Raw genomic sequence first — 23848 nt, forward strand, 5'->3', positions numbered from 1 at the left:
CGAAGGCCATGTCGCGTGTACGTGGCGCTCATCCGCGCGTCCGCTCAACCGCTCGTCCGCTCGTCCGCGCGTCCGCTCGGCCATTCACGCAATCGCGCTTTCAGGAGATCTCTTTATGACTCACGACACGCCTTCTCTCACGACACCGCAGGCCCGCGCCTTCGAGGCCGATGCGGCCAGCGGCTTTCCCAATTCGCCGCTGCCGGCGGTGATTTATCGTCGGGTCTTCGAGCCGGAGGCGTTCGATGCCTCGGCGCTCGCCGAGCGCTTCGAGACGCTCTTTACGCGGCACGGCTGGCGGCCCGAGTGGCGCTACGGCCTGTTCGATTTCGATCACTTTCACTCCACCGCCCACGAGGCGCTCGGGGTGTTTCGCGGCCATGCTCGAGCGCGCCTCGGCGGCCCGCATGGCGCTGAGATCGAGCTTCACGCCGGTGACGTGTTGATCCTGCCGGCGGGCGTCGGCCACGCCTGCCTGCAGGACGAAGACGGCTTCTCGATGGTCGGCGCCTATCCACCGGGGCAGCGCTGGGAGGTCGAACGGGGCGATGTGCAGGCGCTGGCGGCAGCGAAAGCGCGGGTGGCGGCGGTGGCACTGCCCGATGACGACCCCGTGGGCGGGGAACTGCTGCGACTCTGGCGCTGAAGCGAGTGACCGCCGAGGCCTTGAACAATACGACGATCGCCTACAGTTAGCGGGCTAGTCGTTCATTCAGTCGCACAGACACTCAGGCAATCAGGGAGCCGATCGATGTCGCAGGGAGAGCAGGCAGAGCAGAGAGAACAGGCAGGGCAGTCAGAGCGACAAGGCAGTGTCGCGGTACTGGGGCTCGGCGCGATGGGCCACGCCTTCGCCGCCAATCTCGTCGCCGCGGGCTACCGGGTCTCGGTATGGAACCGCTCGCCGGGCAAGGCCAACGACCTCGCCGACAAGGGCGCAAGGCTGGCGAACTCGCCCGCCGAGGCGGTGGCCGGCTGTCAGGCGGTGATCACCATGCTGCCGGATCTCGACGTGACCCGCGAAGTGCTGATGGGCCACGACGGCGCGCTGGGGGCGATGCAGAGCGAGGCGGCGCTGATTCAGATGGGCACTCTCGGCGTCGTCGAGACCGAGCGGCTGATCGAGGGCGTCGCGGCAGCGAGGCCCGACATCGTCTTCATCGACGCCCCGGTTTCCGGCACCAAGGCGCCGGCACAGCAGGGCAGCGTCACGATACTGGCGAGCGGCGATCGCGCGCGCGCCGGCGATTTCGTCGAGGCGATCTTCGACGTTCTCGGTCAGCAGACCCACTGGCTGGGCGAGGCCGGGCAGGGCGCGCGCATGAAGGTGGTGGTCAACGCCTGGCTCATCGCCATGATGCAGGGGATCGCCGAGACCGCCCGGCTGGCGGATACCCAGGGTATCGATCCCGAGACGCTGTGGTCGGTGCTGGAGGGCGGCCCGCTGGCGGTGCCGTACATGAAGGGCAAGCTGGATGCGATCGAAAGCCGAAACTTCGATCCGCAGATGGCGCTGCAGTGGGGCTTGAAGGATGCCGGGCTCGCACTGGAGGCGGGCAAGAACACGCCGCTGCCGTCGCTGTCGCAGATTCGCAACCTGTGGGCCGACGCCGTCGACGACGGCTACGCCGAGCAGGACATCGCCGCGATCTACGCCTACCTCGAAAAGCGCTGAACTGAGGCGGCTGACCCGCAACGCCTCAGTCAAAGCCGCTGAACCAAGGCGCCTGAACCAAGGCGCCTGAACCCGAACGCCCCGGCCTGCGATCACGCAGGGCGGGGCGTCGTCGTTTCCGGGCTCGTCCATCCAGCCTGCTCGGCTATCCAGCCTGCTCGGCTATCCGGCGATATCGGGCGCCATCGTCTGGGCTTTTCGCTTTCAGGCGGTCAGGCCGGTGGTCTCGTCGAGCCCGAGATGGACGTTCATGTTCTGCACCGCGGCACCGGCAGCGCCCTTGCCGAGATTGTCCAGCCGCGAGACCAGCGTCAGCCGCTCGGCGTTGCCGAAGACGAAGAGCTCCACCCGGTTGGTCTCGTTGCACGCCTGCGGATCGAAGAAACCGGCGTCGAGATGGGTGTCGTCCGCGAACGGCATCACGCGGACGAACGGCTCGTCGGCGTAGTGCGCGCGATACGCGGCGAGCAGCGCCACGGCGTCGGCGCCGCCCTCGAGCTGGCTAACGGCGAGCGGCACCGTCACCGACAGCCCCTTGAGGTAGGGCCCGACGATCGGCGAGAACACCGGCTGGGCGGCCAGCCCGGTGTGACGCTGCATCTCCGGCAGGTGCTTGTGGCTCTGGCTCATGGCATAGGGGCGCGGGGCCGTCAGCCGGCCGTCGGTATCGGCTTCGTACTCGGCGATCATGCTCTTGCCGCCGCCGCTGTAGCCCGTCAGCGAGAAGGCGGAGAGCGCGGTATCCGGCGAGAGAAGGCCTGCGTCGATCAGCGGGCGCACCAGCAGAATGAAGGCACTGGCGTGACAGCCGACGTTGGCGATGCGCTTGCTGGCGCGGATCGCCTCGCGCTGGCCGGGGGCGAGCTCCGGCAGCCCGTAGACCCAGGCGTCGTCGGTGCGAAACGCGGTGCTCGCATCGATCAGGCAGGTATCGGGGTTGTCGACCATCGCCGCCGCTTCGCGGGAGGCGGCATCCGGCAGGCAGAGAAAGGCGACGTCGGCGGCGTTGAGCAGCCGGGCGCGCTCGGCCGGATCGCGGCGCTTGTCGCTCTCGATGCGCAGCAGCTCGATGTCGTCGCGCTGATTGAGATAGTCGAACAGACGAAGGCCGGTGGTACCTTCCTGCCCGTCGACGTAGACCTTGTACGGTGTCTGCTGAGTCATGCGCAAAATCTCGTGTGTCGGCTGCCTGGCGATTGACCAATCGAGCGGCTGAAGGCCCGGTATTGTGCGGATTTCGCCGCGGCTTGTCAGCCCGCCCGCCGCCGCGGCTCTCCATGCCGCCCGCCGCCGCGGCTCTCCATGCCGCCCGCCGCCGGGCCCGCGACTGACGCCTCAGAGGCGGTAGCCGGGGTCGATCGCCTCCAGCGTGCGCAGGTGGGCCTGCCATTCGAGGAGAAGATCGCCGTCGTCGTGGGACATCCGGTCGTATTGACGCGGCACCTCCTCGGCCAGCGCCGGCGGTATCGCGCGCAGCGGCTGGCCGGTGGACTGAACGGCGATCTGGATGTCGCAGGCGCGCTCCAGATAGAAGGCGTTGTTGAACATCTCGGCGGCGCTGGCGCCGGTCGTCAGCAGACCGTGGTTGCGCAGGATCAGTGCCGGCTTGTCGCCGAGGCTGGCCACCAGCCGCTCCCGCTCGTCGAGATCGAGCGCGATGCCCTCGTAGTCGTGATAGCCGAGGCGACCGTGGAACTGCAGCGCGATCTGGTTGAGCGGCAGCAAGCCCTCCTCGAGACAGGAAACCGCGACCCCGGCGCGAGTATGGGTGTGCATGACCCAGGCCGCGTCGTGGCGCGCCCGATGGATCGCCGAATGGATGGTGAATCCGGCGGGATTGACCCGCTCGGGGCTGGCATCGACCTTGTTGCCGTCGACGTCGATCTTGACCAGCGACGACGCGGTGATCTCCTCCCAGCGCCAGCCGTAGGGGTTGATCAGAAAGTGCCCGGCTTCGTCGGGCACCCGGGCGGTGATGTGGGTATAGATGAGGTCGGTCATGCGGTAGTGCGCGGCCAATCGGTAGCAGGCGGCGAGTTCGATGCGCGTCTGGCGCTCGCGGGAAGAAACGGTGTGATCCATGAGACGTCTCGTGACGGTAAGAAAAGAACGGTGGTGAAGCGCGGCGAGTCGCGCTGACCGATCGCTCGCGCTGACCGGTCATTCGCGACGAGAGATCAGTAGCCGCGGTCGCGATCGATACGGTTCGGCGGCGGCTGGCCGTCGCGCAGGGCGCGTGCGGCGGCGACGACCTGGGCGGCGACGGTGTCGGGCAGCGATTCGCTGGCCACGTGGGGGGTGAGGCGCAGGCGGGCGTCCTGCCAGAAGGGGTGGGCGGCGGGCAGCGGCTCTTCCCGGAAGACGTCGAGCGTGGCGCCGGCGAGCTGGCCGCTGTCCAGCGCAGCGATCAGATCGCGCTCGACCAGATGCTCGCCGCGACCGATCTGCACCAGCCACGCCCCCGGCGCGAGCCGCGAGAAGAGCTCCCGGTCGAGCCGGTTCTCGGTCTCGGCGGTGAGCGGCAGCACGTTGACGAGATAGTGCGCGTTCGTCGCCGCACGTGGCATCGCGTCGTCGCCCCAGCAGTACTCGACCGAGTCCAGAGGCGACGTCGGTTCGCGCCGACAGGCGACGCTGACGCCGAAGCCGAGGGCGCGCGCGGCGGCCGCGACCGCCCGCCCCATGGTGCCGCCGCCGAGCACGGCAACCTTGACGTCCTGCGGTGCCCGCAGCGCCAGCGGCGCCCACTGAGCCCGGGCGGCCTGGTGCGCCAGGGTGTCGAAGTCGCGCTCGCGGTGCAGGATCTCGTGCACCGCGAAACCGGCCATCATATCCGCCTGATGAGGGTCGCGAATGCGCGCGATCGCTACCTGGGCGGGCAGCCCCGGATGGGCCAGCAGCGCATCCGCGCCGGCGCCGGGCGAGATCGCCAGCTCGAGATTGGGATAGCGCGCGAAGGCATCGGCGGCGGGCGCCCAGCACACGGCGAAGCGCACGGCCTCGGGGTCGGTGATCGCCGCCGGCCGCGCCACCCGAACGTCGTCACCGGCGCGGGCCAGCGCGCTGGCGTAGTCCGCGGCGAGATCGAACGTCGCGCTCAGGAAGACGCCCTGCACGGGGCCCGTATCGGTCATTGCCCGCTCCTGGTCGACGGTCGCATCAGTCGAGATGCCGCTCGACCACGCCCAGCGCCGCCTGGCTACCGTCGCGCGTGGTGATGCCGTCGAGGAACGTCGCCATGCGATCCGGATGGGCCTGCAGCCACTCGCGGGCGACGGCTTCGGCGCTGCGGTTCTGGCGGCTGTAGCCGTCGATGAACTCGCTCTGCTCGTCAGCGGTCAGGCGGAACTGCTCGAGCAGCTGGCGCAGGTTGGGGTTGGCGGCGGCGAAGTCGGCGTTGACGAGGGTCAGGACATCGCTCTTGCCGTTGTCCGGTCCGTAGACCGATTCCGGGTCGTCGAGGATGTGCATGTCGTAGGCGGGTGCCATCCAGTGCGGCGTCCAGCCGTACCAGACGATCCAGCGCTGGTCGTTGAAGGCGGCGTCGACCTCGGAAAGCATGCCCGGGGTCGAAGACTCGAGCACCTGCCAGTCGCCCAGGCCGTAGGTGTCATCGTCCACCGCGCCGTGGATGAACTCGCTGACGGTGGAGCCGGATTCGATGGAGTAGAAGCGGCCGTCGAAGCGCTCGCGGTGGGCGTCGAGATCCTCGGCGTGGGTGACGCCGGCGTCGTACACGTAGCCCGGCACCGCGAACCCCATGCGGGCGCCGGTGATGTTGCTGCCCAGCACCTCGATCTGGCCGCTCTGCGTGGCACGGTCGTAGCTCTCCTGCTGCGCCGGCATCCAGCCGCCGAGAAAGACGTCGCTGTCGCCGGACATCAGCGTCTGATAGCCGACCGTGCTGCTCACTTCCTGATTGTCGCCGCTGTAGCCGAGCGGCTCGATCAGCTGCTCGAAGATCTCGGTCTTGACGGTCACGCCGGGCCACGGCGGCACCACGAAGTTGACGTTCTCCGCTTCGTCGGCGGCGAGGGCGGAGAACGGCAGCGGGATGAGTGCAGCGGCGAGCAGGCAATGGCGTTTCGTCATGGTCACTCCAGTTTATGAGTTGTCGTTGGTGAGTTGTGATTGATGAGTTGTCATTGGCGAGCACCGAAAAGGGCGGTGATCGCGGGTCGGGTTCGTCCGTCCTGCGAGACGCTGAAGCCTCACTCGGCCGACACCGTCGGCATGCCGCCGAAGGGGGCGCGGCCGAGAACGCGATCGAGCATGGGCCGGAAGTGCTCGAGCGGGTAGGGTTCGTACGCGGGATCGAAGGAGGTCTGGTCCCACTCGTCGCAGAAACGCACGGTGCGGGCATAGGCGGGGTGGTCGCGGTAGGCGTCGCGGGCGTGGCGGTCGAGGCCGTAGTAGTGGCGGTAGTGATAGCCCTGGAACAGTTCGTGGTGGCGCACCATCCAGAGGTTGAGCGGGTCGACGAAGGGTTCGAGGATCGCCGCGGCGATTTCGGCGTGGTTGTCGGGGGCGAGATCGTCGCCGATGTCGTGCAGCAGGGCACAGACGATGGTCTCCTCGTCGGCACCGGCCCGCTCGGCCCGGGTCGCAGTCTGCAGGCAGTGGGTGTAGCGGTCGACCGGATAGCCGTGGGTGTCTCCCTTGAGCCGCTCGAGGTGGACCAGCACGCGGGGAACGACGCCCTCGCGGTAGTCGCGAAAGTGGTCGTCGATGCGGCGCCAGTCGTCGGCCTGGGCCTCGTCGAAACGGGTGAAATCGGCACTCATGAAGCACGCTCCTCGAAGGTGGGTTGGCGGCGCTGGCGCGCGAGCGTCAATCGCCGGCTGGCGGTGGTGTCACGGTCGACATAGCCCTGGCGCAGGTGGCGCACGCCCTCGCTCAGCGTGAAGGCGGTGCGGCCGTGGAGCAGCCGGTAGTTATCCATGATCAGCATCTCGCCGGGGGCGAGCTTGGGCGTCAGCGTCATCTCCGGGGCGGTGATCAGCGCGAAGAACTGCTGGCGGGCGGCGTAGTAGCGCGCCAGTACCGCCGGCTCTAGAGCGGGAATGCGCTCGGTGCGGTTGCTGAAGCGCACCCGGAAGATGTCGCCACGGGCGTCGAGCTCGATCAGCGGCCCCTCGCTCTCCAGATGGGCGTCATCGTCGACGTAGCGGAAACGGGTCGGCGTCTGCGTCAGCACGTCGAAGGCGTCCGGGTCGCTCTCGTGCAGCCGCGCTGCCGCCTGGAAGCCGTCGGCGAGGGTGCTGTCGCCGCCGCTGTCGGCGTTGCTCAGACAGTGCAGCCAGATGTAGCCGGGAATCGGATCGCGATAGGGATTGTCGGTGTGGGGTTCGAGCCCGCGCTGGGTCATGGTCAGGTCGAAGGCGTCCACTACCGATTTGACGTCGGCGACCCCGCCCCAGTTGGTATGGCGAAGCGGGCCGAGACGCGCCACCAGGGGAAGCATGCCGTCGTCTTCGAGCGGCACGCCGCGCACCTTGACCACGCCGAAGCGCTCGAGCGCTTCGAGCATCGCCAGCAGCGCGGCATCGTCGGCGACGGCCTCGTCGAACGTCGTCTCGGGAATCTCGGCGAGCGTGGCGTCCCAGCGCGTGCGCGTCTCACGTGGGGCGGGCAGCAGCTCGGCGACCGGATAGCTCGTCACGTGGCCGTCGCTGAAACCGACATGCAGCTGCGTGGTGTCGTAGTCGAGCGAGTCGATGGCGAGATCCAGCGGCAGGGCGGCGGCCTCGATCAGTCGCTGGCCGGTGCGCGGGTCCAGCGTCTGCGGGTCCGGGGCGCGCTCGCGCAGCCAGAGCGCGTGAAAGCGTCGCTCGGTAGCGCGGTCGACGACGCGCAGCTCGCGTGCGCCCGTGTCGGGGACGATCTCGGCAAACAGGGGCATGGCACTCTCCGCGGTCGGTGGGCTCGTCGCAGCCGGGCGGGGGCTGCCCGGGAAGACTCCACTCTAGAGTCGCCTGCCGTTGAAGAGTTGATGTTTCTGGCCATATCCTTGTGGTTTTCGAACGACAGGAGAGCGGCTGTGAACGTCTCGACACCGGAATGGCTGTATCCGCGACCCGATCTGCCCCCGGTACTCGACCCGGCAGAGGCGGACGTCACCATCAACCTGTGGCTGCTGCCCAAGTTCTCCATGCTCACGCTCTACTCGCTGCTGGAGCCGCTGCGGGTCGCCAACCGCTTCGGCCGGTCGCTGTTCGCCTGGCGACTCTTCTCCAGCGACGGCGGCGCGGTGACGGCGAGCAACGGCGTCACGGTGGACGTCGATGCGTCGCTGGACGCCGCGCGGGTCTACGACAATCTGCTGGTGGTCGCCTCCTACGACGCCGAAGCGACGGTGCGCCCTGCGCAGTGGGCGGTGCTGCGCCAGGTCGCCGCCCACGGCGGGCTACTCGGCGCGCTGGATACCGGGGCGTTCATCCTCGCCCGGGCGGGCCTGCTCGCGGGCGTCGAGGTCGCACTGCACTGGGAGAGCCACGCCGCCTTCGTCGAGGAGTTCCCCACGCTCAGCCTCAGTGAAGCGGCGTACTGCTTCGATCGTCAGCGGCTCACCGGCGGTGGCGGGGCCTCGAGTCTCGATCTGATGATGGCGCTGATCGAGCGCGAGTTCGGCGCCAGCCTCGCCGCCGCCGTCAGCCGTCAGCTGGTCCACCAGCGACGAGCCGACCCGCCCGCGAGCCTATCGGTGAGCGATGCCGAGCCGCTGCCGCGCAGCGTGCGCCGGGCGGAATCGGTCATGGAGGCGAATCTCGCCCAGCCGCTGGCGATCCCCGAGATCTGTCGCCGAGTGGGGCAGTCCCAGCGCCAGCTCAACCGCCTGTTTCGTCAGTACCGCGGCGAGACGGTCAAGGCGCGCTATCTCTCGCTGCGTCTCGACCGGGCACGCCAGCTCTTGGCCGACAGCCGCATCAGCGTTACCCAGGCGGCGCTGGCGGCGGGGTTCGGCCAGCCGGCGCATTTCTCTCGCGCCTACCGTACCCGGTTCGACGAGTCGCCCAGGATGACGGCGGCGCGAGGTCAGCGTCTCGACTGAGCGTCGGCGCGTGACATCGACCGCTGTCGGAATGTGTCGAATGCGCGTCGCCAGGTGTCAAATCGAAGGGCCGTCGGATGCCCACAATGAGCGCCATCTCGATGCCAGCGCGGCATCCGATTCGCTCAGCGCCAAGTGCGCTCCGACGGGAGAGCCCCATGAATTCCAACGTCATTCTCACCTGCGCCGTGACCGGCGCCGGCGATACCGCCGGCAAGCATCCGGATCTGCCGGTCACCCCGAGCCAGATCGCCGCGAGCGCCCTCGACGCCGCGCGCGCCGGCGCCAGCATCGTTCACCTGCACGTACGCGACCCGGAAACCGGCGGCGTCAGCCACTCCTGCGAGCATTTCCGTGAAGTGGTCGAGCGTATCCGCGAGTCCGACGTCGATGCGGTGATCAACATCACCGCCGGCGGCGGCGGCGATCTCTTCCCCGAGATCCGCGACGGTGCGATCCACGGCCGCGAGGGCACCGACCTGCAGACGCCGGCGGAGCGCCACGCGCCGGTGGGCGAGCTGCTGCCGGAGCTCTGCACGCTGGACTGCGGCAGCCTCAACTTCGGCGACATGGTCTACCTCAACAGCGCCGAGTGGCTGCGCGAGCACGCCCGCCTGATCCAGCAGGCCGGGGTCAAACCGGAGCTCGAGTGCTTCGATCTCGGCCACGTCTGGTTCGCGCGTCAGCTCGTCGACGAGGGGCTGATCGACGGCGACCCGCTGTTCCAGCTCTGCCTGGGCATTCCCTGGGGCGCCGAGGCGGATACCGAAACGCTGCTGGCGATGCGCAACAAGCTGCCCGCCAACGCTATCTGGTCCGCTTTCGGCATCGGTCGTCAGCAGTTCCCGATGGCGGCGCAGGCCGCGCTGCTCGGCGGGCACATGCGCGTCGGCCTCGAGGACAACCTCTACTTGAGCAAAGGGGTCTTCGCCAGCAACGCCCAACTGGTCGAGCGCGCCGTCACCATCGCCGAGAACCTCGGCGGCAAGGTGCAGACGCCGGCCCAGACCCGTGAGTCGCTGGGGCTTCGCACGGTCTGAGGCCGTCCTAGCGTTCTCCCTCTCACGCCGCTGCGGCGGCGTTCGCGCCTTTCCCACGGCGTCGCGACTGTCACCGCGGCGCCCTGATGCATCCGAATTCGAGAGACTTCATGAGTGAATCGACCCTTCCCCGCCGCGTTGCCGTCATCGGCACCGGCGTGATCGGTAACGGCTGGATCGCCCGCGCCTTGGCGGCGGGCTGCCACGTCACCGCCTTCGACCCGGATCCGGCCGCGCCGGCGCGGACCCGCGCCTTCGTCGAGCGCGCCTGGCCGTCGCTCGAGCGGCTCGGCCTTGCCGAGGACGCCGACGCCTCCGCGCTCACCTTCGCCGAGACGCTTGCCGCGGCCATCGACGGCGCCGAGCTGATCCAGGAGAACGTGCCGGAGCGGCTCGCGCTCAAGCACGACGTGCTGAGCCAGCTCGACGCGCTCGCCGCCGACGACGTCGTGATCGGCTCGTCCACCTCCGGCATCAAGCCGAGCGACCTGCAGTCGGCCTGTACGCGGGCGCCGGGGCGGGTGATCGTGGCGCATCCCTTCAACCCGGTCTATCTGCTGCCGCTGGTGGAGCTGGTGGGCGGCGAGCAGACCCCGCCGGTGATCCTCGAGCGGGCCAAGGCGCAGTACGCGGCACTGGGCATGCGCCCGCTGGTGGTGCGTCGCGAGATCGAGGGCCACGTCGCCGACCGGCTGATGGAGGCGCTCTGGCGCGAGGCGCTGCATCTGGTCAACGACGGCGTCGCGACGACCGAAGAGATCGACGCCGCCGTGGTCTACGGCTGCGGTCTGCGCTGGTCGTTGATGGGCACCTTCCTCACCTTTCATCTCGCCGGCGGCGACGGCGGCATGCGCCACATGCTCCATCAGTTCGGCCCGGCGCTGAAGCTGCCGTGGACGAAGCTGGAAGCCCCCGAGCTCACCGACGAGCTGATCGACAGGGTCGCCGACGGCTGCGAGCACCAGGCCGCCGGGCGCAGCGTCTCGGCACTCGAGACGCGTCGCGATGCGTTTCTCACCGAGCTGCTGGAGCTCACCCAGAAGTACTGGCCGGAAGCCGAAGGGCTGAAGGGCCGTATTTGATCGACGAGGCGAATCTGATGACGCAGTCCAACGATGCGGTCGTGGCCGACCGGCTGTTCGAAACCCGGGTAAAGGATGCCTGGGTCGACTACAACGGCCACATGAACGACGCCGAGTACGCCCGGGTCTTCTCGCTGGCGGTCGAGGCGCTGATGGACCAGATCGGTCTCGACGAGGCCGGCCGCGCCGCCCACGGCTACACCCTCTACACCCTGGAGACCCACCTCTGCTATCGCCAGCAGGCGCATCGCGGCGAGGGGCTAGGCGTCGAGTTCGTGCTGCTCGACGTCGACGGCAAGCGACTCCATGTCTTCTTCACGCTGCGCAATGCCGACGGCGAGCTGCTCGCCACCAGCGAGCAGATGTTGATGGGGATCGACGTCGAAAGCGGCCGACCTGCGCCGTTTCCCTCCGCGGTCTCGAACACCATCGAGCAGCAGCCGCGGGCCACGGGTGAGTGGCCGTCCGCCGCAGGGCAACGTATCGGTATTCGTCGCGGATAGGCGCTGTCTGAAGAGTCGACGACCTTGCCGCCGGGTTTTACAAATCGACCACCCTAGCTACCTTCAGCAGTGACCGATGTGTGACGGCGTCGCGATGCGACGCCCGGTCACGTGCTCCCCAAAAGAACGGATTCGGAGGATTCATGGCAGAACAGGAAACGCTTACCAAGGATCAGGCCAAAGAGATCATTCGCCGCGCGGTTCACCCCTACGTGTGCAAGTTCCACGAAGAGAAGGGCGAGGACTTCGACCGCTTCACCGTCGAGATGGACGACGAGATACAGGATTTCGAGATCGAGCCGGCGACCTGGCAGCAGAAGTCGACACTCGTCGAACGCCTCGACATGGTGCGCACGCGCTTGGTCGGCCGGGGCGGCAAGATCGGCGACTATAGCGCCTGAAACGGCTATATGGCCTGAAACGGCTATATCGTCTGGAACGGCTATGTGGTTTGAAAGGACGACGCCGCCCGAGCGTCGCCGCCGCGCCCACGAAAAACCCCGCCAAGAGGCGGGGTTTTTCGTGGCCGATCGCTATTCGGGCGATGGCGGTTACAGGCTCAGCCGAGACGCTGCATCCGCTCGGCGCGCTCGAGCATGCGCAGTCTCGAGCGCAGCTCGTCGCGTTCGAGATAGCAGCCCTGCAGCCAGCGGCTGCCGCCGGTACCGGCGTCGAAGGCGTCACGGGCATGAAGTAGCCGGCGGTTGTCGAAGATCACCAGATCCCCCGGGACATAGCCGAAGCGCAGCGCGAACTCGGGCTCGGCGAGCAGCCGCTGCAGTGCCATCAGGGCGGCGTAGGCCGGCTCGACGTCGTCGAAAGGCGCCTGCAGCGGGCCGCGCAGGAAGTCGGCGATGCGCACTTCGTCGAGTTCGCCGTCGGCGTCCAGGCCGATCATGGGGGCGAACCAGACGTGATCACTCGTGCGAGCGGTGTTGGCGTAGCACCAGCGAACCCGAGTGAGCGTTTCGAAGTGCTCGGGATGGCGCGCGCGCAGCGCCTCGGCCACCGCGAAGCCGTCCATCATGACCGCCTCGCCGCCGACGGTGTCGTTCTCCAGACAGTGCAGCATCTGCACGCCGGGCTGGTACTCCCGCGTGGGCAGATCGACATGGGGCGGCAGGGCGATCGAGGTGTAGGCGTTGGAGTCCGGGTCGGGCTTGGCGCGGACGTCGAACAGCTGGCCGAAGTTGGTCGGGCGAGGCGGGCCGATGCGCCGGGCGATGGCCTCGAGACTGCCCGGCTCCACCGGCAGGTTGCGCAGCCGCACCAGACCGTCGCGGAGCACCGCTTCGAGCGCCCGGGTCAGCAGCGGGTCTTCACGCTGCGGATCATCCGCCTGCGCCATCCAGCCGGTCGCATCGAGCGTGGCCGGCGCGTCGCGCTCGCTGCCGAGCCAGTGAACTCGCTGCGGCAGCACCGCCGGCAGCGCTTCGAGGTGGCTGTAGTCGTGGGCGCGCAGCCAGCCGGGATGAAAGGCGAGCCGGCGGCCGTCGGGGGCGAAATCCAGCGTCACCGCGCCGTTCGCCTCGAGCCGCGCCGCCTCGAGCGTGGGCCAGGCGCCGAGACGGGAGAGATCGAGAATGCGTTCGCGGGTCGCCGGGTTGACGGTGCTGTCGTCGGTGGCGTTCTCGCGCAGCCAGACGCTGTGGTAGCGACTCTCGCGCCCGTCTGCCCAGACGACGTGGAGAAGATACGGGGTGGCGTCGAGTCGGACGATATCGACGTCGACCGGCCAGGCGTCGTAGTCGGGCGTCGGGGGGAGCGGCATCGATTCGGGTCGAGCGGCAGCGTCGGTGGGCATGCGGGGCTCCGGGGGGAATGAAGGTCTCTCTAGGCTCGCCCATCGCCGCCGCCGGAACCCGAGATTATTGGCCGTATCCTTGATCTTGTTGGCCGTCGCTACGCGTTTATTGACCGTTTACTGGTTATTGCCGCGGGCCTCGCTCGGGGCGTGACCGAAATGGCGGCGGTAGGCGCGGGAGAAACTCGAGGCGCTCTGGAAGCCGCAGGCGAGTCCGACGCTCAAGATGTCGCGGTCGGTCTCTTCGAGCAGGTGGCGGGCGCGGTCGAGACGCAGGATGAGATAGTAGTCCCGCGCCCGCGTGCCCAGCTCGGTGACGAAGTGGCGCTGCAGCTGGCGCGGCGAGAGCCGAACCCGGGCGGCCAGCTCGGTGAGCGCAAGCGGCGTTTCCAGGTGGCGCTCCATCAGCGCGACGGCATCGATCAGCGGGCGGCAGTGGGTGCCGAGCCGCGTCACCAGCGAGAGTCGCTGCGACTCCTGCCGGGGCCTCAGGCGGGCGTGGACCAGCTGTTCGGCGACGGCGTTGGCCAGCGCTTCGCCGTGGCGCTGGCCGATGAGATTGAGCGTCATCTCCATCGCGGCGGCACCGCCGGCGCAGGTGAAGCGCCGCGCGTCGAACTCGTAGAGCGACTCCGCCGCTGCCAGGTGGGGAAAGCGCTCGCGAAACCCCGGCAGGCTCTCCCAGTGCAGCGTCACCCGGTGGCCTTCCAGCAGGCCGGCCTCGGCGAGCAGCAGCGGGCCGGTATCGATTCCGCCGAGAAAACAGCCCTCGCCGGCGCGGCGCGTCAGCCACTGCAGCAGCCGGCGCGACATCCACTGTTCGGTCTCGAAGCTCGCGCAGACCGCCACGCTCGGCAGCGTCGGCGCCGAGTCGAGATCATGATCGACCAGCAGCGTCATGTCGTTACTGGCGGTGACCGAGTCGCCCTCGACGGCGATCAGCGTCCAGCTGTAGAGCGTCTCGCCGGCGAGCCGGTTGGCGATGCGCAGCGGCTCCACGGCGGCGAAGAACGCCACCATCGAGAACCGCGGCACGAGCAGAAAGCCCACGGGTTCGGGCAGCGGGCCTGAATAGTCGGGGCGCATGGCGATCAGCGCGCCGCGAATGCCGCCGACGGGCGGCGAGTGACACGAGCGAGCATGGGCGAGTGCGAAAGCGTCATCGAGCAGCACCGAAGGGAAGCGTGAGCGACAGGGTACAGGCGATCGCGTGCGATGCGCACCGGCCCGAACGCCGAGGGGGCGTTCGGGCCGGCTCGGGCTTGTCGAGACTCAGGGCGTCGGCAAGAAGAGCGGCATCAAGAAGTAGACGAACAGGGTGATGACGATGGCGCTCACCACGTTCATCGCGATGCCGGCCTGTGCCATCTGGCGGATCGAGATGCGACCGCTGGAGAAGACCGCGGCGTTGGGCGGCGTGGAGATCGGCAGCATGAAGGCGCAGGTGGTCGCCAGCGCCACGCCCACCATCAGCCCCAGGGGGTTGCCGGTGGTGATCGCGCCGGCAAGGCCCGCGGTGATCGGCAGCGCCATGTTCGCGGTGGCGGTATTGGAGATGATCTCGGTGAGAAAGAGCATCAGCACGACCATGATCAGCAAAAGCCAGAAGTAGCCGATACCGTCGAGACCCTCGAGCTGCAGGCTGATCCAGCCGGTGAGATCGCTCGCGCTGAAGGCTGCCGCCAGGGCCATGCCGCCGCCCCAGAGAATGAACAGCCCCCAGGGCAGATCGCGCATGTCTTCCCACACCAGCAGGGCGCGCTTCTCGCGACTCGCCGGCACGATGAACAGTGAGATCGCGGCGACCACCGCGATAATGGTGTCGTTGAGCGGCAGATCGAAGAACGGCGCCAGCCAGCCGCGCAGCGCCCAGGCGGCGGCGGTGAGCCCGAAGATCACCAGTACGCGCTTCTCCTCCGGCTTCATTGGCCCCAGCGCCGCGAGTTCCTCGGCGACGAAGTTCACCTCGAGACGCTCGTTGGGCACCTTGGCGTAGATCTGGGTCAGGTAGACATAGAGCACCACCAGCAGGGCGAGCGACAGCGGCAGGGCGAAGATCATCCACTGCAGAAAGCTGATCTGGATATCGAAAAACTGCGGGATCATCGCCACCACGATGCCGTTGGGCACCGAGCCGATGATGGTCGCGAGCCCCCCGATGGAGGCGGAGTAGGCAACGGTGAGTAGCAGCACGCGGGCGAAGCCGTCGCGCTGGCCGGCGTCGAACTGATCGCGCTCGTCGAGTTCGGCGATCAGGGCCACCGCGATCGGCAGCATCATCAGCGCGGTGGCGGCGTTGGAGATCCACATCGACAGGAAGCCCGAGGCGATCATCACGCCGAGCACGATGCTGCGAAGGCTGTTGCCGATGCGACTGACGATGGAGAGCGCGATGCGACGGTGCAGGTTCCAGCGTTCGATGGCGATCGCCAGAATGAAACCGCCCATGTACATGTAGATGACCGGGTTGGCGTAGCCCACCGCGGCTTCGTCGAGCGGCATGACGTCGGTCAGCGGGAGCAGGACCATCGGCAGGAATGCCGTCACCGGAATCGGCACCGGCTCGGTCACCCACCACACCGCCATCCAGGCGGTCAGCGCGAGCACCGTGCGCGGCGCCGGGTCGATCAGCGACTCGGGCATCGCGACCTGAATCAGTGCAAACAGAACCGGCCCCGCCAGCAGCGTTACCCCGTGTTTCCATCCCATCGCGGCTAGCGACATCCTCAAAACTCCCCGACTGTTGTGGTCTCGCCCTCCGACGACGCCGAAGGTGCCCGGGCCGCGAAGCGAGGCGTTTCGTGCGGTGAGGCGATGCGTCTCTAAAGGCGGAGCGCCGCGTTTCGCGGGGGAATCGATGCTAGCACTTTGGTCTATAAGACGTTTGTCGCTTCCCTTGCGACTTTGGTCTAACTCGAGGCGTCGTGTCGTTGTCCTGGGGCGACGGGAGCGCTGCATGCACTACGCTCAAACAATGACTCCGTTCCCGCCTTTCTCGTTGCAGGATCGTCAGTGCCGTCGAGGCCGCTGGCGTCTCATCGCGTGGGTGTGCCTGCTGGCGCTCGGTCTCGTCTGGTCGTTGGCGGGGCTGAGCCAGTCCCCGGCCGAGAGAGTCTCGATTCTCACGCTCGACGACAGCCTCAACCCGGCAACGCGGGACTACCTCGAGCGCGGCATTCACGACGCCGAGGCGAGCGGGGCGGCGCTGGTGATCATCGAAGTCGACACCCCGGGCGGTCAGGTCGAATCTCTCAGACGTCTGGCGCAGACGATTCTGGCCGCCGAGGTGCCAGTGGTGAGCTACGTCACCCCGAGCGGGGCGCGGGCGGCGAGTGCCGGTACCTATCTGCTCTATGCAAGCCACGTGGCGGCGATGACGCCGGGGACGCACCTGGGCTCGGCGACGCCGGTGGTGCTGGGCGAGCAGGGCGGCGGCAGCGGCGGTAGCGACGACGAGAACACGCAGGGCGAACGCCCGGCGGGCGGCGAGAGCGACGACATGCGCCGCAAGCGCATCGAGGATGCGGTGGCGATGATTCGCGGCTACGCCGAGCGCAACGGCCGCAACGCGGAGTGGGCCGAGCGGGCGGTGCGCGAGGCGGCCAACCTGAGCGCCGAGGAGGCGCTGTCGCGCAGCGTCATCGACGTGGTCGCCACCGATATCGACGATCTGCTGGCCCAGCTCGACGGCCGCGAGGTGACCCTTGCCGACGGCGAGCGCGAGCTTGCGACGACGGACCTCGAACCGATCCGCGAGGCACCGGGCTGGCGCACGACGCTGCTGTCGCTGATCGCCAACCCGACCGTCGCCTACGGCCTGCTGCTGCTCGGTTTCTACGGTCTGGTGTTCGAACTCGCCAGCCCCGGCACGCTGGTGCCCGGCGTGGTGGGCGGCATCAGTCTGGTGCTGGGGCTCTTTGCCTTCCAGGTGCTGTCGCTCGATCTCGCCGGTCTCGGTCTCGTCCTGCTGGGGCTTGCGATGATCGTCGGCGAGGCGTTCATTCCCAGCTTCGGCGCGCTGGGGGCGGGCGGTATCGCGGCGTTCTCGATCGGCTCGGTGATGCTGATGGACGGCGCCAACAGCGCATTCGCCTGGCCGTTGATCGGCGGCACGGCGGCGATCGCGGCGGGGTTTCTGCTCTGGGGCGTGCTGCGCGTCTATCAGATGCGTCGGCGCCTGCCGCAGACCGGCCGCGAGGAGATGATCGGGGCGCGGGCCGTGGCGCTGGGGGATTTCGCCGGCGGCCGCGGCAAGGTGCAGCTCCACGGCGAGCGCTGGCAGGCGCGCAGCGAAACGCCGGTCGCCCGCGGCGACGTACTGCAAGTGGTGGCCCTCGACGGCCTGGTGGTGACGGTGTCGCCGCCGGAGGTGGCCGGCACGCCGGAGCGCTGAGTCGGATCGCCTCTCGGCGCAGTCGTTCAGCGACACCGTGGCCGACCATTGGATACGTAGAAATACCCACAATATGCAGGCACAACCCTAAGAGGAGCGCTCATGTTCGCCTATCTCGTCCCCGTGGTGCTGCTGGTACTGCTGCTTTTTGCCTCGGTTCGGATCCTGCCGGAGTACCGCCGCGGCGTGGTGTTCTTTCTCGGTCGTTTCCAGGGGGTGAAGGGCCCCGGGCTGTTCTTTCTGATTCCGGTGGTACAGAAGATGGAGGTGGTCGATCTTCGCGTGATCACCATGGACGTGCCGGAGCAGGACGTGATCTCTCAGGACAACGTCACCGTGCGGGTCAACGCGGTGCTCTACTTTCGCGTCGTCGACCCGGAGCGGGCGATCATCCAGGTCGAGAACTTCGTCAACGCCACCAGTCAGCTCGCCCAGACCACGCTGCGTTCGGTACTGGGCAAGCACGATCTCGACGAGATGCTCTCCGAGCGTGACAAGCTCAATGACGATATCCAGGAGATCATCGACGCCCAGACCGAGGCGTGGGGTATCAAGGTGGCCAACGTCGAGATCAAGCACGTCGATCTGGACGAGAGCATGATCCGCGCCATCGCCCGGCAGGCGGAGGCCGAGCGCGAGCGTCGCGCCAAGGTGATCCATGCCCAGGGCGAACAGCAGGCCGCGGAGAAGCTGGTCGAGGCGGCCAACATCATGTCGCAGAATCCGGCGGCGCTGCAGCTTCGCTACCTGCAGACCATGAGCGACATGAGCAACAAGAACGCCTCCACCATCGTCTTCCCGCTACCCATGGACATCATGGAAGCGTTCAAGGCGATGCGCGGCTTCGGCGGTGGCACGGGAGCGGCGCCCGAGAGTCGCGATACCTCGCCGGACTGAGCGGACGCCGGACACGGAGGGTCGGCGAGGCGCAGACCTCGCCGCGCCGACACGCTATTCTCGGGGTTTTCAGCCGCCCATCGGAGCTCTGCGTGACCCTCGACGATCAACCCTCTCCGGCGTCCCGGACGCCGCAAACGCTCGCCATCTTCGATCTCGACGACACCCTGCTCGACGGCGACTGCACCCACCTCTGGCTCGAATGGGTGATCGCGTGCGGCTGGGTCGACGACGGCGAGGCGCTACTCGCCCGCATGCGCGACCACGACCGTCAGTATCACGCCGGCACCCTCGATATGACCGACCACCTGCGCTTTTCGCTCGCACCGCTCGTCGGCCGCCACCGCGACGCGGTGCGCGAGCAGGTGGACGCCTTCGTCGCGAGTGCGGTGGCGCCGCGGTTGATGGCGCCCGGCGTCGAGCGACTGCGCCAGCACGCCCGCGACGGCCACGCGACGCTTGTGATCTCGGCGTCGATGTATCATCTGGTCGAGCCGATCGCCCGCTTCGTCGGTGCGGACGATGCGCTGGCCACCCGGCCGGCGTTCGACTCGGCAGGGCGCTTCACCGGGGAGCCCACCGGCATCCAGACCTACCAGCGCGGCAAGCTCGACGCCTTTGCCGAATGGCTCGCGAGTCACGAGACCGGTTTCGCCGACGGCTGGGAGACCTGGGGTTACAGCGACTCCTTCAATGACCTGCCGCTGCTCGAGTTCGTCGATCACCCTCACGCCACGCAGCCCGACGCGCGCCTGCGCGAGACGGCCGAGGCCCGCGGCTGGCCGGTGCTGCAGTGGCGCTGACCCGCGGCGCGCGACATCGGCCGATCGGGCCGATTGAGAGAAGCGATCAGCGGCATCGTTGCGCCTAAAGTAACTGAGGTATATTTTATCAACCTCGGTTTATTTGGGTGGCCGGGAGGGAGGTGCGTCATCGTTCACGGCGCCTTCGTCCCGGCCCGGTATCGCGTCTGGAGAGGTCCCGGTGTCCGACACGCTAGTTGATTCTGCAGCTCACGAGGGGGCGGGGACGTACCCGGGACGTCGTCGCTCCTTCGTATCGCGCTTTCTACCGTTCTTCGGCCCGGCCATGATCGCCGCGGTCGCGTATATCGATCCCGGCAACTTCGCCACCAACATCGAGGCCGGGTCGCGCTACGGCTACACGCTGCTGTGGGTCGTGCTCTGGGCCAACCTGATGGCGATGCTGATCCAGACGCTCTCCGTGCGTCTGGGGCTCGCCACCGGGCGCAATCTGGCGGAGATGATTCGCGAGCGCTATCCGCGCCCGGTGGTGTGGTTCTACTGGGTGCAGGCGGAGCTGGTGGCGATCGCCACCGACCTGGCCGAATTCCTGGGGGCGGCGCTGGCGTTCAATCTGCTCTTCGGACTCACGATGCTGGAAGGCGCGCTGCTCACCGGTGCGATCACTTACGCGGCGCTCGCGATGCAGCGCTACGGCTTTCGGCTGCTGGAAGTGATCATCGGCAGCATGCTGATGGCGGTGGCGGCGGGTTTCGTTGCCCAGATCGTGATGGGTCGCCCCGACGCCGCGCCGGCGCTCGAAGGGCTGTTGCTGCCGCAGTTCCCCGACGGCTACGCCGTCTTTCTCGCCGCCGGCATCCTGGGGGCGACGGTGATGCCCCATGTCATCTATCTGCACTCGTCGCTGTCGCAGCGGCGCATCCCGACCCGCACCGATGCCGAGCGCAAGCGGGCGATGCGCTACTACCGCTGGGACGTGATCATCGGCATGGGTATCGCCGGCATCATCAATCTCTCGATGCTGGCGCTGGCGGCCGCGGTGTTCTTCGACAGCGGCCGCACCGGCGTGGCATCGATCGAGCAAAGCTATCGGCTTCTCGCGCCGCTGATGGATCGTGGACTCGCCAGTACGCTGTTCGGCATCACGCTGTTGCTGGCGGGGCTGTCGTCGTCGATCGTCGGCACCCTGGCCGGCCAGGTGGTGATGCAGGGCTTCGTCGGCTTCACCATTCCGATCTGGCTGCGACGACTGCTGACCATGGCGCCGGCGATCGCGGTGATCATGCTGGGCCTGCCCGAACAGCAGGTACTGGTCGCAAGCCAGGTGGTGCTTAGCTTCGGCATTCCCTTCGCCCTGATCCCGCTGATTCAGTTCACCGCGAAGCATCAGCTCATGGGCAATCTGGTCAATCGTCGCTGGGTGACGGCGCTCGGCTGTGTGGCCGCGGGCATCATCATCTTGCTGAATGGTTATGTGTTGGCCTTCGAGTTGCTGTAGGCTCTGCGTGTCCCCGGCGGCGTCGCAAACCGCGTTGTCTTGAACGTACGGCACCGCCGCGATCCGCATTGCCGCCTGGGACGCAGTATCTCACTTCATTTCCCCCGAGACAGTCGTCGACGAGAGCGCCATGACAGCACCCCCGCGTTACGCCCGCTTCGAACGGACGCGGCTCGACCACCAGCAGGAGCTGGTCGAGGACTACGTGGAAGAGATCGCGCAGCTGCATCGCGATCACGGTGAGGCCCGGGCGAGTGACCTCGCCGAACGCTTCGGCGTGAGCGCCGCGGCGGTCTCCAAGGTGATCACGCGCTTGAAGCGCGACGGTCTTGCCGAAGCGCGCCCCTATCGCGGCGTGTTTCTCACCGATCAGGGGCGCGAACTGGCCGCCAAGGTCGAAGCGCGCCATCAGCTCGTGCTCTCCACGCTGCTCGCCCTCGGGGTGCCGCCCAACGTGGCCGAAGCCGACTCCGAAGGCATCGAGCACCACTGCAGCGACGCCACCGTCGAAGCGATGAAGCGGTTTTTGGAAACCCCCCGCTCCTGAGGCTTTTCGACTCACGTGAATGCTGCGTTTTTCTCCCCTCGTTCCCGCAATACCGTCGCGTGTTCACGCGGTCTCGTGCGCCGCTCGCTGTTGGCATCCTTACTGGCACTGACGGTGGTCGTCCCCTTCGACGCGCGAGCCGACGATGGCGATCGCGTGCTACGCCAATCGATCGAGGCGTTGGATCGTGAGCCCACCGGTGACGCCGAGAACGATCTGGCGTCGGCGATGATGGCGGCCTACGACGGTCCGGCCGTTCACCGCATCGATGAGGCGATAGAGGCGGGTGAGCTCGAACCTGCCGATCTGCCCTATGCCGCGGCACGCAACTGGCAGGCGTTCCATCGCCAGCAGCGCATCGAGACGCTGCAGGAGAGGGCGAACTGGATCGCCGGTCCTGCCGACATCACCCTCGCGGACGGCGTGACGTTCGCGCTGCCCGACGGCTACGAGTATCTCGATGGCGGCGATTACGCCGCCATGATGGATGAGGTGGCGGCCGTCGAGCGTGACGAGTTCGATCTTCGCGAAGAGCGGCACAGCGCCAGCGGCGATAGCGGTCTGTTACGACCGGCCAGCGGTGAATGGATGGCGGCGATGTCGGTGGTCGATTCGCCGCGTATCGTCGAGGGCGACCTCGTCGCCCAGCGCGATCATCTGCTCGAGCGCTATCAGGACTATTTCGACGACGTCATGGACACGCTCGGCCTGCCGGGCGATCAGATGGTCGATCGCTTCGTCCGAAAAGAGCTGATGGGGGACGCCTGGTACGCCCGCTGGAGTTACCCGCCTGTCCTCGAGACCACGCCGGCGATGCTCTCCTGGGGCGTGACTCGCGCGCCGAAGCGCGGGCCTGACCTTGCGATCGTGATGCGTCTCGGCGCCAGTGAAGTCGTCGGCTTCAACATCAGAACGCTGATCGATTCCGCTGGGGCGATAGGCGACGTGCAGGCGATCGCCTCCACGCTCGAGTTCCCCTCGGGGCACCGCTACGCAGAAGGGAAAGATGGCGTCTCCGCGACGGCCGTCGTCGACCCTGGGCTCAACGATAGTGACCGGGGAATCCAGAGCGCCTACCGTCGACACCTCGCCGAGGAGAAGGCGCGTCTGCACGATCTTTTCGCCCGAGTCATCCGTCCCATCGTATCGGTTCGCCGCTGAGTCCAAGAGTGCCGTCTAGGCCTTCGTTGGCCGTCTAGCGAAGGCGCGGTAGGCACGAACGGCAATGATGATCTGAACGAGCCAGTGGATCAGCAGCGCGAGGCCTACCGCGACTGGTGCTAGGGTGAGCCAAGGCGGCGACCAGTAGTATCCCGAATCGATCAGCAGGGTTGCCGGGCGCTGTGTCGTGTCCGTCGATACCCACTGGCCGCGGCTCGTCACGTGCCCGCTGTCGGTCAGCGTCAAATCGGTCATCAGGCGTCGCCAAGGGCCTACGTTGTTCAGCGCTATGTCGTTGGGAACGTCGACGCTCGGACGCTGATCGCCTGCCTCGAAGCTCACCATTCTCACGTCGTCGATGTCGCGAATCGTCCAGGTCGACTCACCCTGCGCCTGGCGAATCGTTTGCCACATCTGGCGCAGATCGCGGCCGAACTCGTAGTCGATCAGGTTCGCCAGCTCGGATTCCAGCGTGCGACGGTGGCTGTCTCGCAGTAGATGGTCGGGTAGCGGCTCGCCGGCGCGGGCCCGCTCGACGCTCTCCTGCCAGCCGAGATCCTGGGGCCGCAGCAGCGTCTTCAGGGTAATGCACCGATCCGGCTCGGGGCAGAGCGCATCCACCGCCGGCAGCAGTGTCTCCAGGGGCGCGATACGGTAGTCGAGCCAGACGTGGCGGGCGAAACGGCCGTAGCGGTCACCGCCCACCGAGAGCCGAACGGCCTCGTCGTCATCGACCTTCTCGGCGACATCGTCGAGATGCGTGATCAGCACGCGCAGGGCATCGAGCTGGCGTTCGCTCAATGTCGATGTCGCCTGGGCGCTGGGCTGACCGACTCTCGCGATGTTGCAGTTCCAGCCGACGTTGATGTCATTGGGCCCCCAGTAGTCGAGCGGTAGTGCCTCACAGTCGGCGGGGAGGCCGTCGATGACGAGTTCGTTGTGAAACGTCGGAAGGTAGCGATCGAGATCGGCGGCGGTCGAAATCGGCACCTCTCGCTTGCCGCCGAAGGACTCGTCTAACTGCCGCGACCAGCCTTCCCAGTGGCTCATGACCGAGACGACGAGCGCAACGGCGATCGTGACGATCACCAGTGCCAGGACCTGCGTGCGAACAGCGACACTGACGTCATGGATCGGTCGTCGTCGGAACAGAAACCACGCCGCGACATACAGACCGAGCAGCGCCACCAGTCCGATGCCGACGCCGCTTGCGTGCGACGCCGACGGCAGCCGTGCCGCGACGATGACGTTCAAGGCGACGATCGATACGACGAGGGGAAAGGCCAGCCGGTAGACGACGGGAAGCGTGGAGAAGGCAGAAGGAGAAGACGCACCTGACATGACGTGGCGTTGGCTCTTTTCGGCGTTGTTGGTTAAGGTCCGCAGCGGTCCCCGATCGTGCAAACAGAATATACGTTGAGTTCGGCATCTAT

General features: G+C 67.5%; 23 protein-coding genes. 13 read left to right on the forward strand and 10 right to left on the reverse strand.

The window, feature by feature from the left end; all coding sequences use genetic code 11:
• The first annotated feature begins 115 nt into the window (after positions 1 to 115).
• Both DOM33_RS10625 and DOM33_RS10630 read left to right on the forward strand, forming a co-directional pair.
• On the forward strand, positions 116 to 646 hold the full coding sequence (locus DOM33_RS10625) for a cupin domain-containing protein (protein WP_110668808.1): 531 nt from the start codon (positions 116 to 118) through the stop codon (positions 644 to 646).
• A gap of 105 nt (positions 647 to 751) precedes the next feature.
• Positions 752 to 1675, forward strand: coding sequence for an NAD(P)-dependent oxidoreductase (locus DOM33_RS10630; RefSeq protein WP_110668810.1), 924 nt, complete (start codon positions 752 to 754; stop codon positions 1673 to 1675).
• A 204-nt stretch (positions 1676 to 1879) separates the two neighbouring features.
• On the opposite strand, the gene argC is transcribed toward DOM33_RS10630, so the two are convergent.
• The 6 genes from argC to tmpA all read right to left on the reverse strand — a co-directional run bounded on the left by argC (position 1880) and on the right by tmpA (position 7577).
• On the reverse strand, positions 1880 to 2839 hold the full coding sequence (gene argC, locus DOM33_RS10635; protein WP_110668812.1) for an N-acetyl-gamma-glutamyl-phosphate reductase: 960 nt from the start codon (positions 2837 to 2839) through the stop codon (positions 1880 to 1882).
• Positions 2840 to 3010: 171 nt separating this feature from the next.
• Positions 3011 to 3757, reverse strand: coding sequence for a class II aldolase/adducin family protein (locus DOM33_RS10640; protein ID WP_110668814.1), 747 nt, complete (start codon positions 3755 to 3757; stop codon positions 3011 to 3013).
• A gap of 95 nt (positions 3758 to 3852) precedes the next feature.
• Complete coding sequence (locus tag DOM33_RS10645; protein WP_110668816.1) at positions 3853 to 4809, reverse strand: NAD(P)-dependent oxidoreductase; 957 nt, start codon at positions 4807 to 4809, stop codon at positions 3853 to 3855.
• 25 nt (positions 4810 to 4834) lie between these two features.
• The gene (locus DOM33_RS10650; RefSeq protein ID WP_110668818.1) at positions 4835 to 5767 is read right to left on the reverse strand and encodes an ABC transporter substrate-binding protein; all 933 of its coding nucleotides are present in this window, start codon (positions 5765 to 5767) and stop codon (positions 4835 to 4837) included.
• 119 nt (positions 5768 to 5886) lie between these two features.
• Complete coding sequence (locus tag DOM33_RS10655) at positions 5887 to 6459, reverse strand: HD domain-containing protein (protein ID WP_110668820.1); 573 nt, start codon at positions 6457 to 6459, stop codon at positions 5887 to 5889.
• The gene (gene tmpA, locus DOM33_RS10660) at positions 6456 to 7577 is read right to left on the reverse strand and encodes a 2-trimethylaminoethylphosphonate dioxygenase (protein WP_110668822.1); all 1122 of its coding nucleotides are present in this window, start codon (positions 7575 to 7577) and stop codon (positions 6456 to 6458) included. The genes DOM33_RS10655 and tmpA overlap by 4 nt, the downstream gene beginning before the upstream one ends.
• A 138-nt stretch (positions 7578 to 7715) precedes the next feature.
• Between tmpA and DOM33_RS10665 the strand changes: the two genes are divergently transcribed.
• The 5 genes from DOM33_RS10665 (at position 7716) to DOM33_RS10685 (ending at position 11752) form a co-directional block, all read left to right on the forward strand.
• Positions 7716 to 8726, forward strand: coding sequence for a GlxA family transcriptional regulator (locus DOM33_RS10665; RefSeq protein WP_239495335.1), 1011 nt, complete (start codon positions 7716 to 7718; stop codon positions 8724 to 8726).
• 158 nt (positions 8727 to 8884) lie between these two features.
• On the forward strand, positions 8885 to 9766 hold the full coding sequence (locus DOM33_RS10670; RefSeq protein WP_110668826.1) for a beta-keto acid cleavage family enzyme: 882 nt from the start codon (positions 8885 to 8887) through the stop codon (positions 9764 to 9766).
• Between the two features lie 110 nt (positions 9767 to 9876).
• Complete coding sequence (locus DOM33_RS10675; protein ID WP_110668828.1) at positions 9877 to 10848, forward strand: 3-hydroxyacyl-CoA dehydrogenase NAD-binding domain-containing protein; 972 nt, start codon at positions 9877 to 9879, stop codon at positions 10846 to 10848.
• Between the two features lie 17 nt (positions 10849 to 10865).
• Positions 10866 to 11351: a thioesterase family protein gene (locus DOM33_RS10680; protein ID WP_110669013.1), complete on the forward strand. Its 486-nt coding sequence runs from the start codon at positions 10866 to 10868 to the stop codon at positions 11349 to 11351.
• 143 nt (positions 11352 to 11494) lie between these two features.
• A complete protein-coding gene (locus DOM33_RS10685) occupies positions 11495 to 11752 on the forward strand; it encodes a hypothetical protein (protein ID WP_110668830.1) in 258 nt (85 codons plus the stop codon).
• Positions 11753 to 11910: 158 nt separating this feature from the next.
• On the opposite strand, the gene DOM33_RS10690 is transcribed toward DOM33_RS10685, so the two are convergent.
• The 3 genes from DOM33_RS10690 to DOM33_RS10700 form a co-directional block, all read right to left on the reverse strand.
• The gene (locus DOM33_RS10690) at positions 11911 to 13155 is read right to left on the reverse strand and encodes a TauD/TfdA family dioxygenase (RefSeq protein WP_110668832.1); all 1245 of its coding nucleotides are present in this window, start codon (positions 13153 to 13155) and stop codon (positions 11911 to 11913) included.
• A gap of 117 nt (positions 13156 to 13272) precedes the next feature.
• Positions 13273 to 14328 carry a GlxA family transcriptional regulator gene (locus DOM33_RS10695; protein ID WP_338053853.1) on the reverse strand — a complete coding sequence of 352 codons (1056 nt, stop codon included), beginning with the start codon at positions 14326 to 14328 and terminating at the stop codon, positions 13273 to 13275.
• 99 nt (positions 14329 to 14427) lie between these two features.
• On the reverse strand, positions 14428 to 15879 hold the full coding sequence (locus DOM33_RS10700; protein WP_204352667.1) for an SLC13 family permease: 1452 nt from the start codon (positions 15877 to 15879) through the stop codon (positions 14428 to 14430).
• A 232-nt stretch (positions 15880 to 16111) separates the two neighbouring features.
• Here DOM33_RS10700 and DOM33_RS10705 point away from each other — a divergent pair, with 232 nt between their 5' ends.
• The 6 genes from DOM33_RS10705 to DOM33_RS10730 all read left to right on the forward strand — a co-directional run bounded on the left by DOM33_RS10705 (position 16112) and on the right by DOM33_RS10730 (position 22415).
• The gene (locus DOM33_RS10705) at positions 16112 to 17548 is read left to right on the forward strand and encodes an NfeD family protein (RefSeq protein WP_239495336.1); all 1437 of its coding nucleotides are present in this window, start codon (positions 16112 to 16114) and stop codon (positions 17546 to 17548) included.
• Positions 17549 to 17650: 102 nt separating this feature from the next.
• Positions 17651 to 18445 carry a slipin family protein gene (locus DOM33_RS10710; protein WP_110668836.1) on the forward strand — a complete coding sequence of 265 codons (795 nt, stop codon included), beginning with the start codon at positions 17651 to 17653 and terminating at the stop codon, positions 18443 to 18445.
• Positions 18446 to 18537: 92 nt separating this feature from the next.
• The gene (locus DOM33_RS10715) at positions 18538 to 19248 is read left to right on the forward strand and encodes an HAD family hydrolase (RefSeq protein WP_162617955.1); all 711 of its coding nucleotides are present in this window, start codon (positions 18538 to 18540) and stop codon (positions 19246 to 19248) included.
• A gap of 181 nt (positions 19249 to 19429) precedes the next feature.
• Positions 19430 to 20707, forward strand: coding sequence for an Nramp family divalent metal transporter (locus tag DOM33_RS10720; protein WP_110668838.1), 1278 nt, complete (start codon positions 19430 to 19432; stop codon positions 20705 to 20707).
• Positions 20708 to 20837: 130 nt separating this feature from the next.
• A complete protein-coding gene (gene mntR / locus DOM33_RS10725; protein ID WP_110668840.1) occupies positions 20838 to 21254 on the forward strand; it encodes a manganese-binding transcriptional regulator MntR in 417 nt (138 codons plus the stop codon).
• Positions 21255 to 21329: 75 nt separating this feature from the next.
• The gene (locus DOM33_RS10730; RefSeq protein WP_110668842.1) at positions 21330 to 22415 is read left to right on the forward strand and encodes a hypothetical protein; all 1086 of its coding nucleotides are present in this window, start codon (positions 21330 to 21332) and stop codon (positions 22413 to 22415) included.
• A gap of 15 nt (positions 22416 to 22430) precedes the next feature.
• Here DOM33_RS10730 and DOM33_RS10735 read toward each other — a convergent pair whose 3' ends face one another.
• On the reverse strand, positions 22431 to 23756 hold the full coding sequence (locus tag DOM33_RS10735) for a hypothetical protein (protein ID WP_110668844.1): 1326 nt from the start codon (positions 23754 to 23756) through the stop codon (positions 22431 to 22433).
• Positions 23757 to 23848: the final 92 nt, after the last annotated feature.

Source organism: Salinicola halophilus, assembly GCF_003206155.1.
GTDB lineage: Bacteria > Pseudomonadota > Gammaproteobacteria > Pseudomonadales > Halomonadaceae > Salinicola > Salinicola halophilus.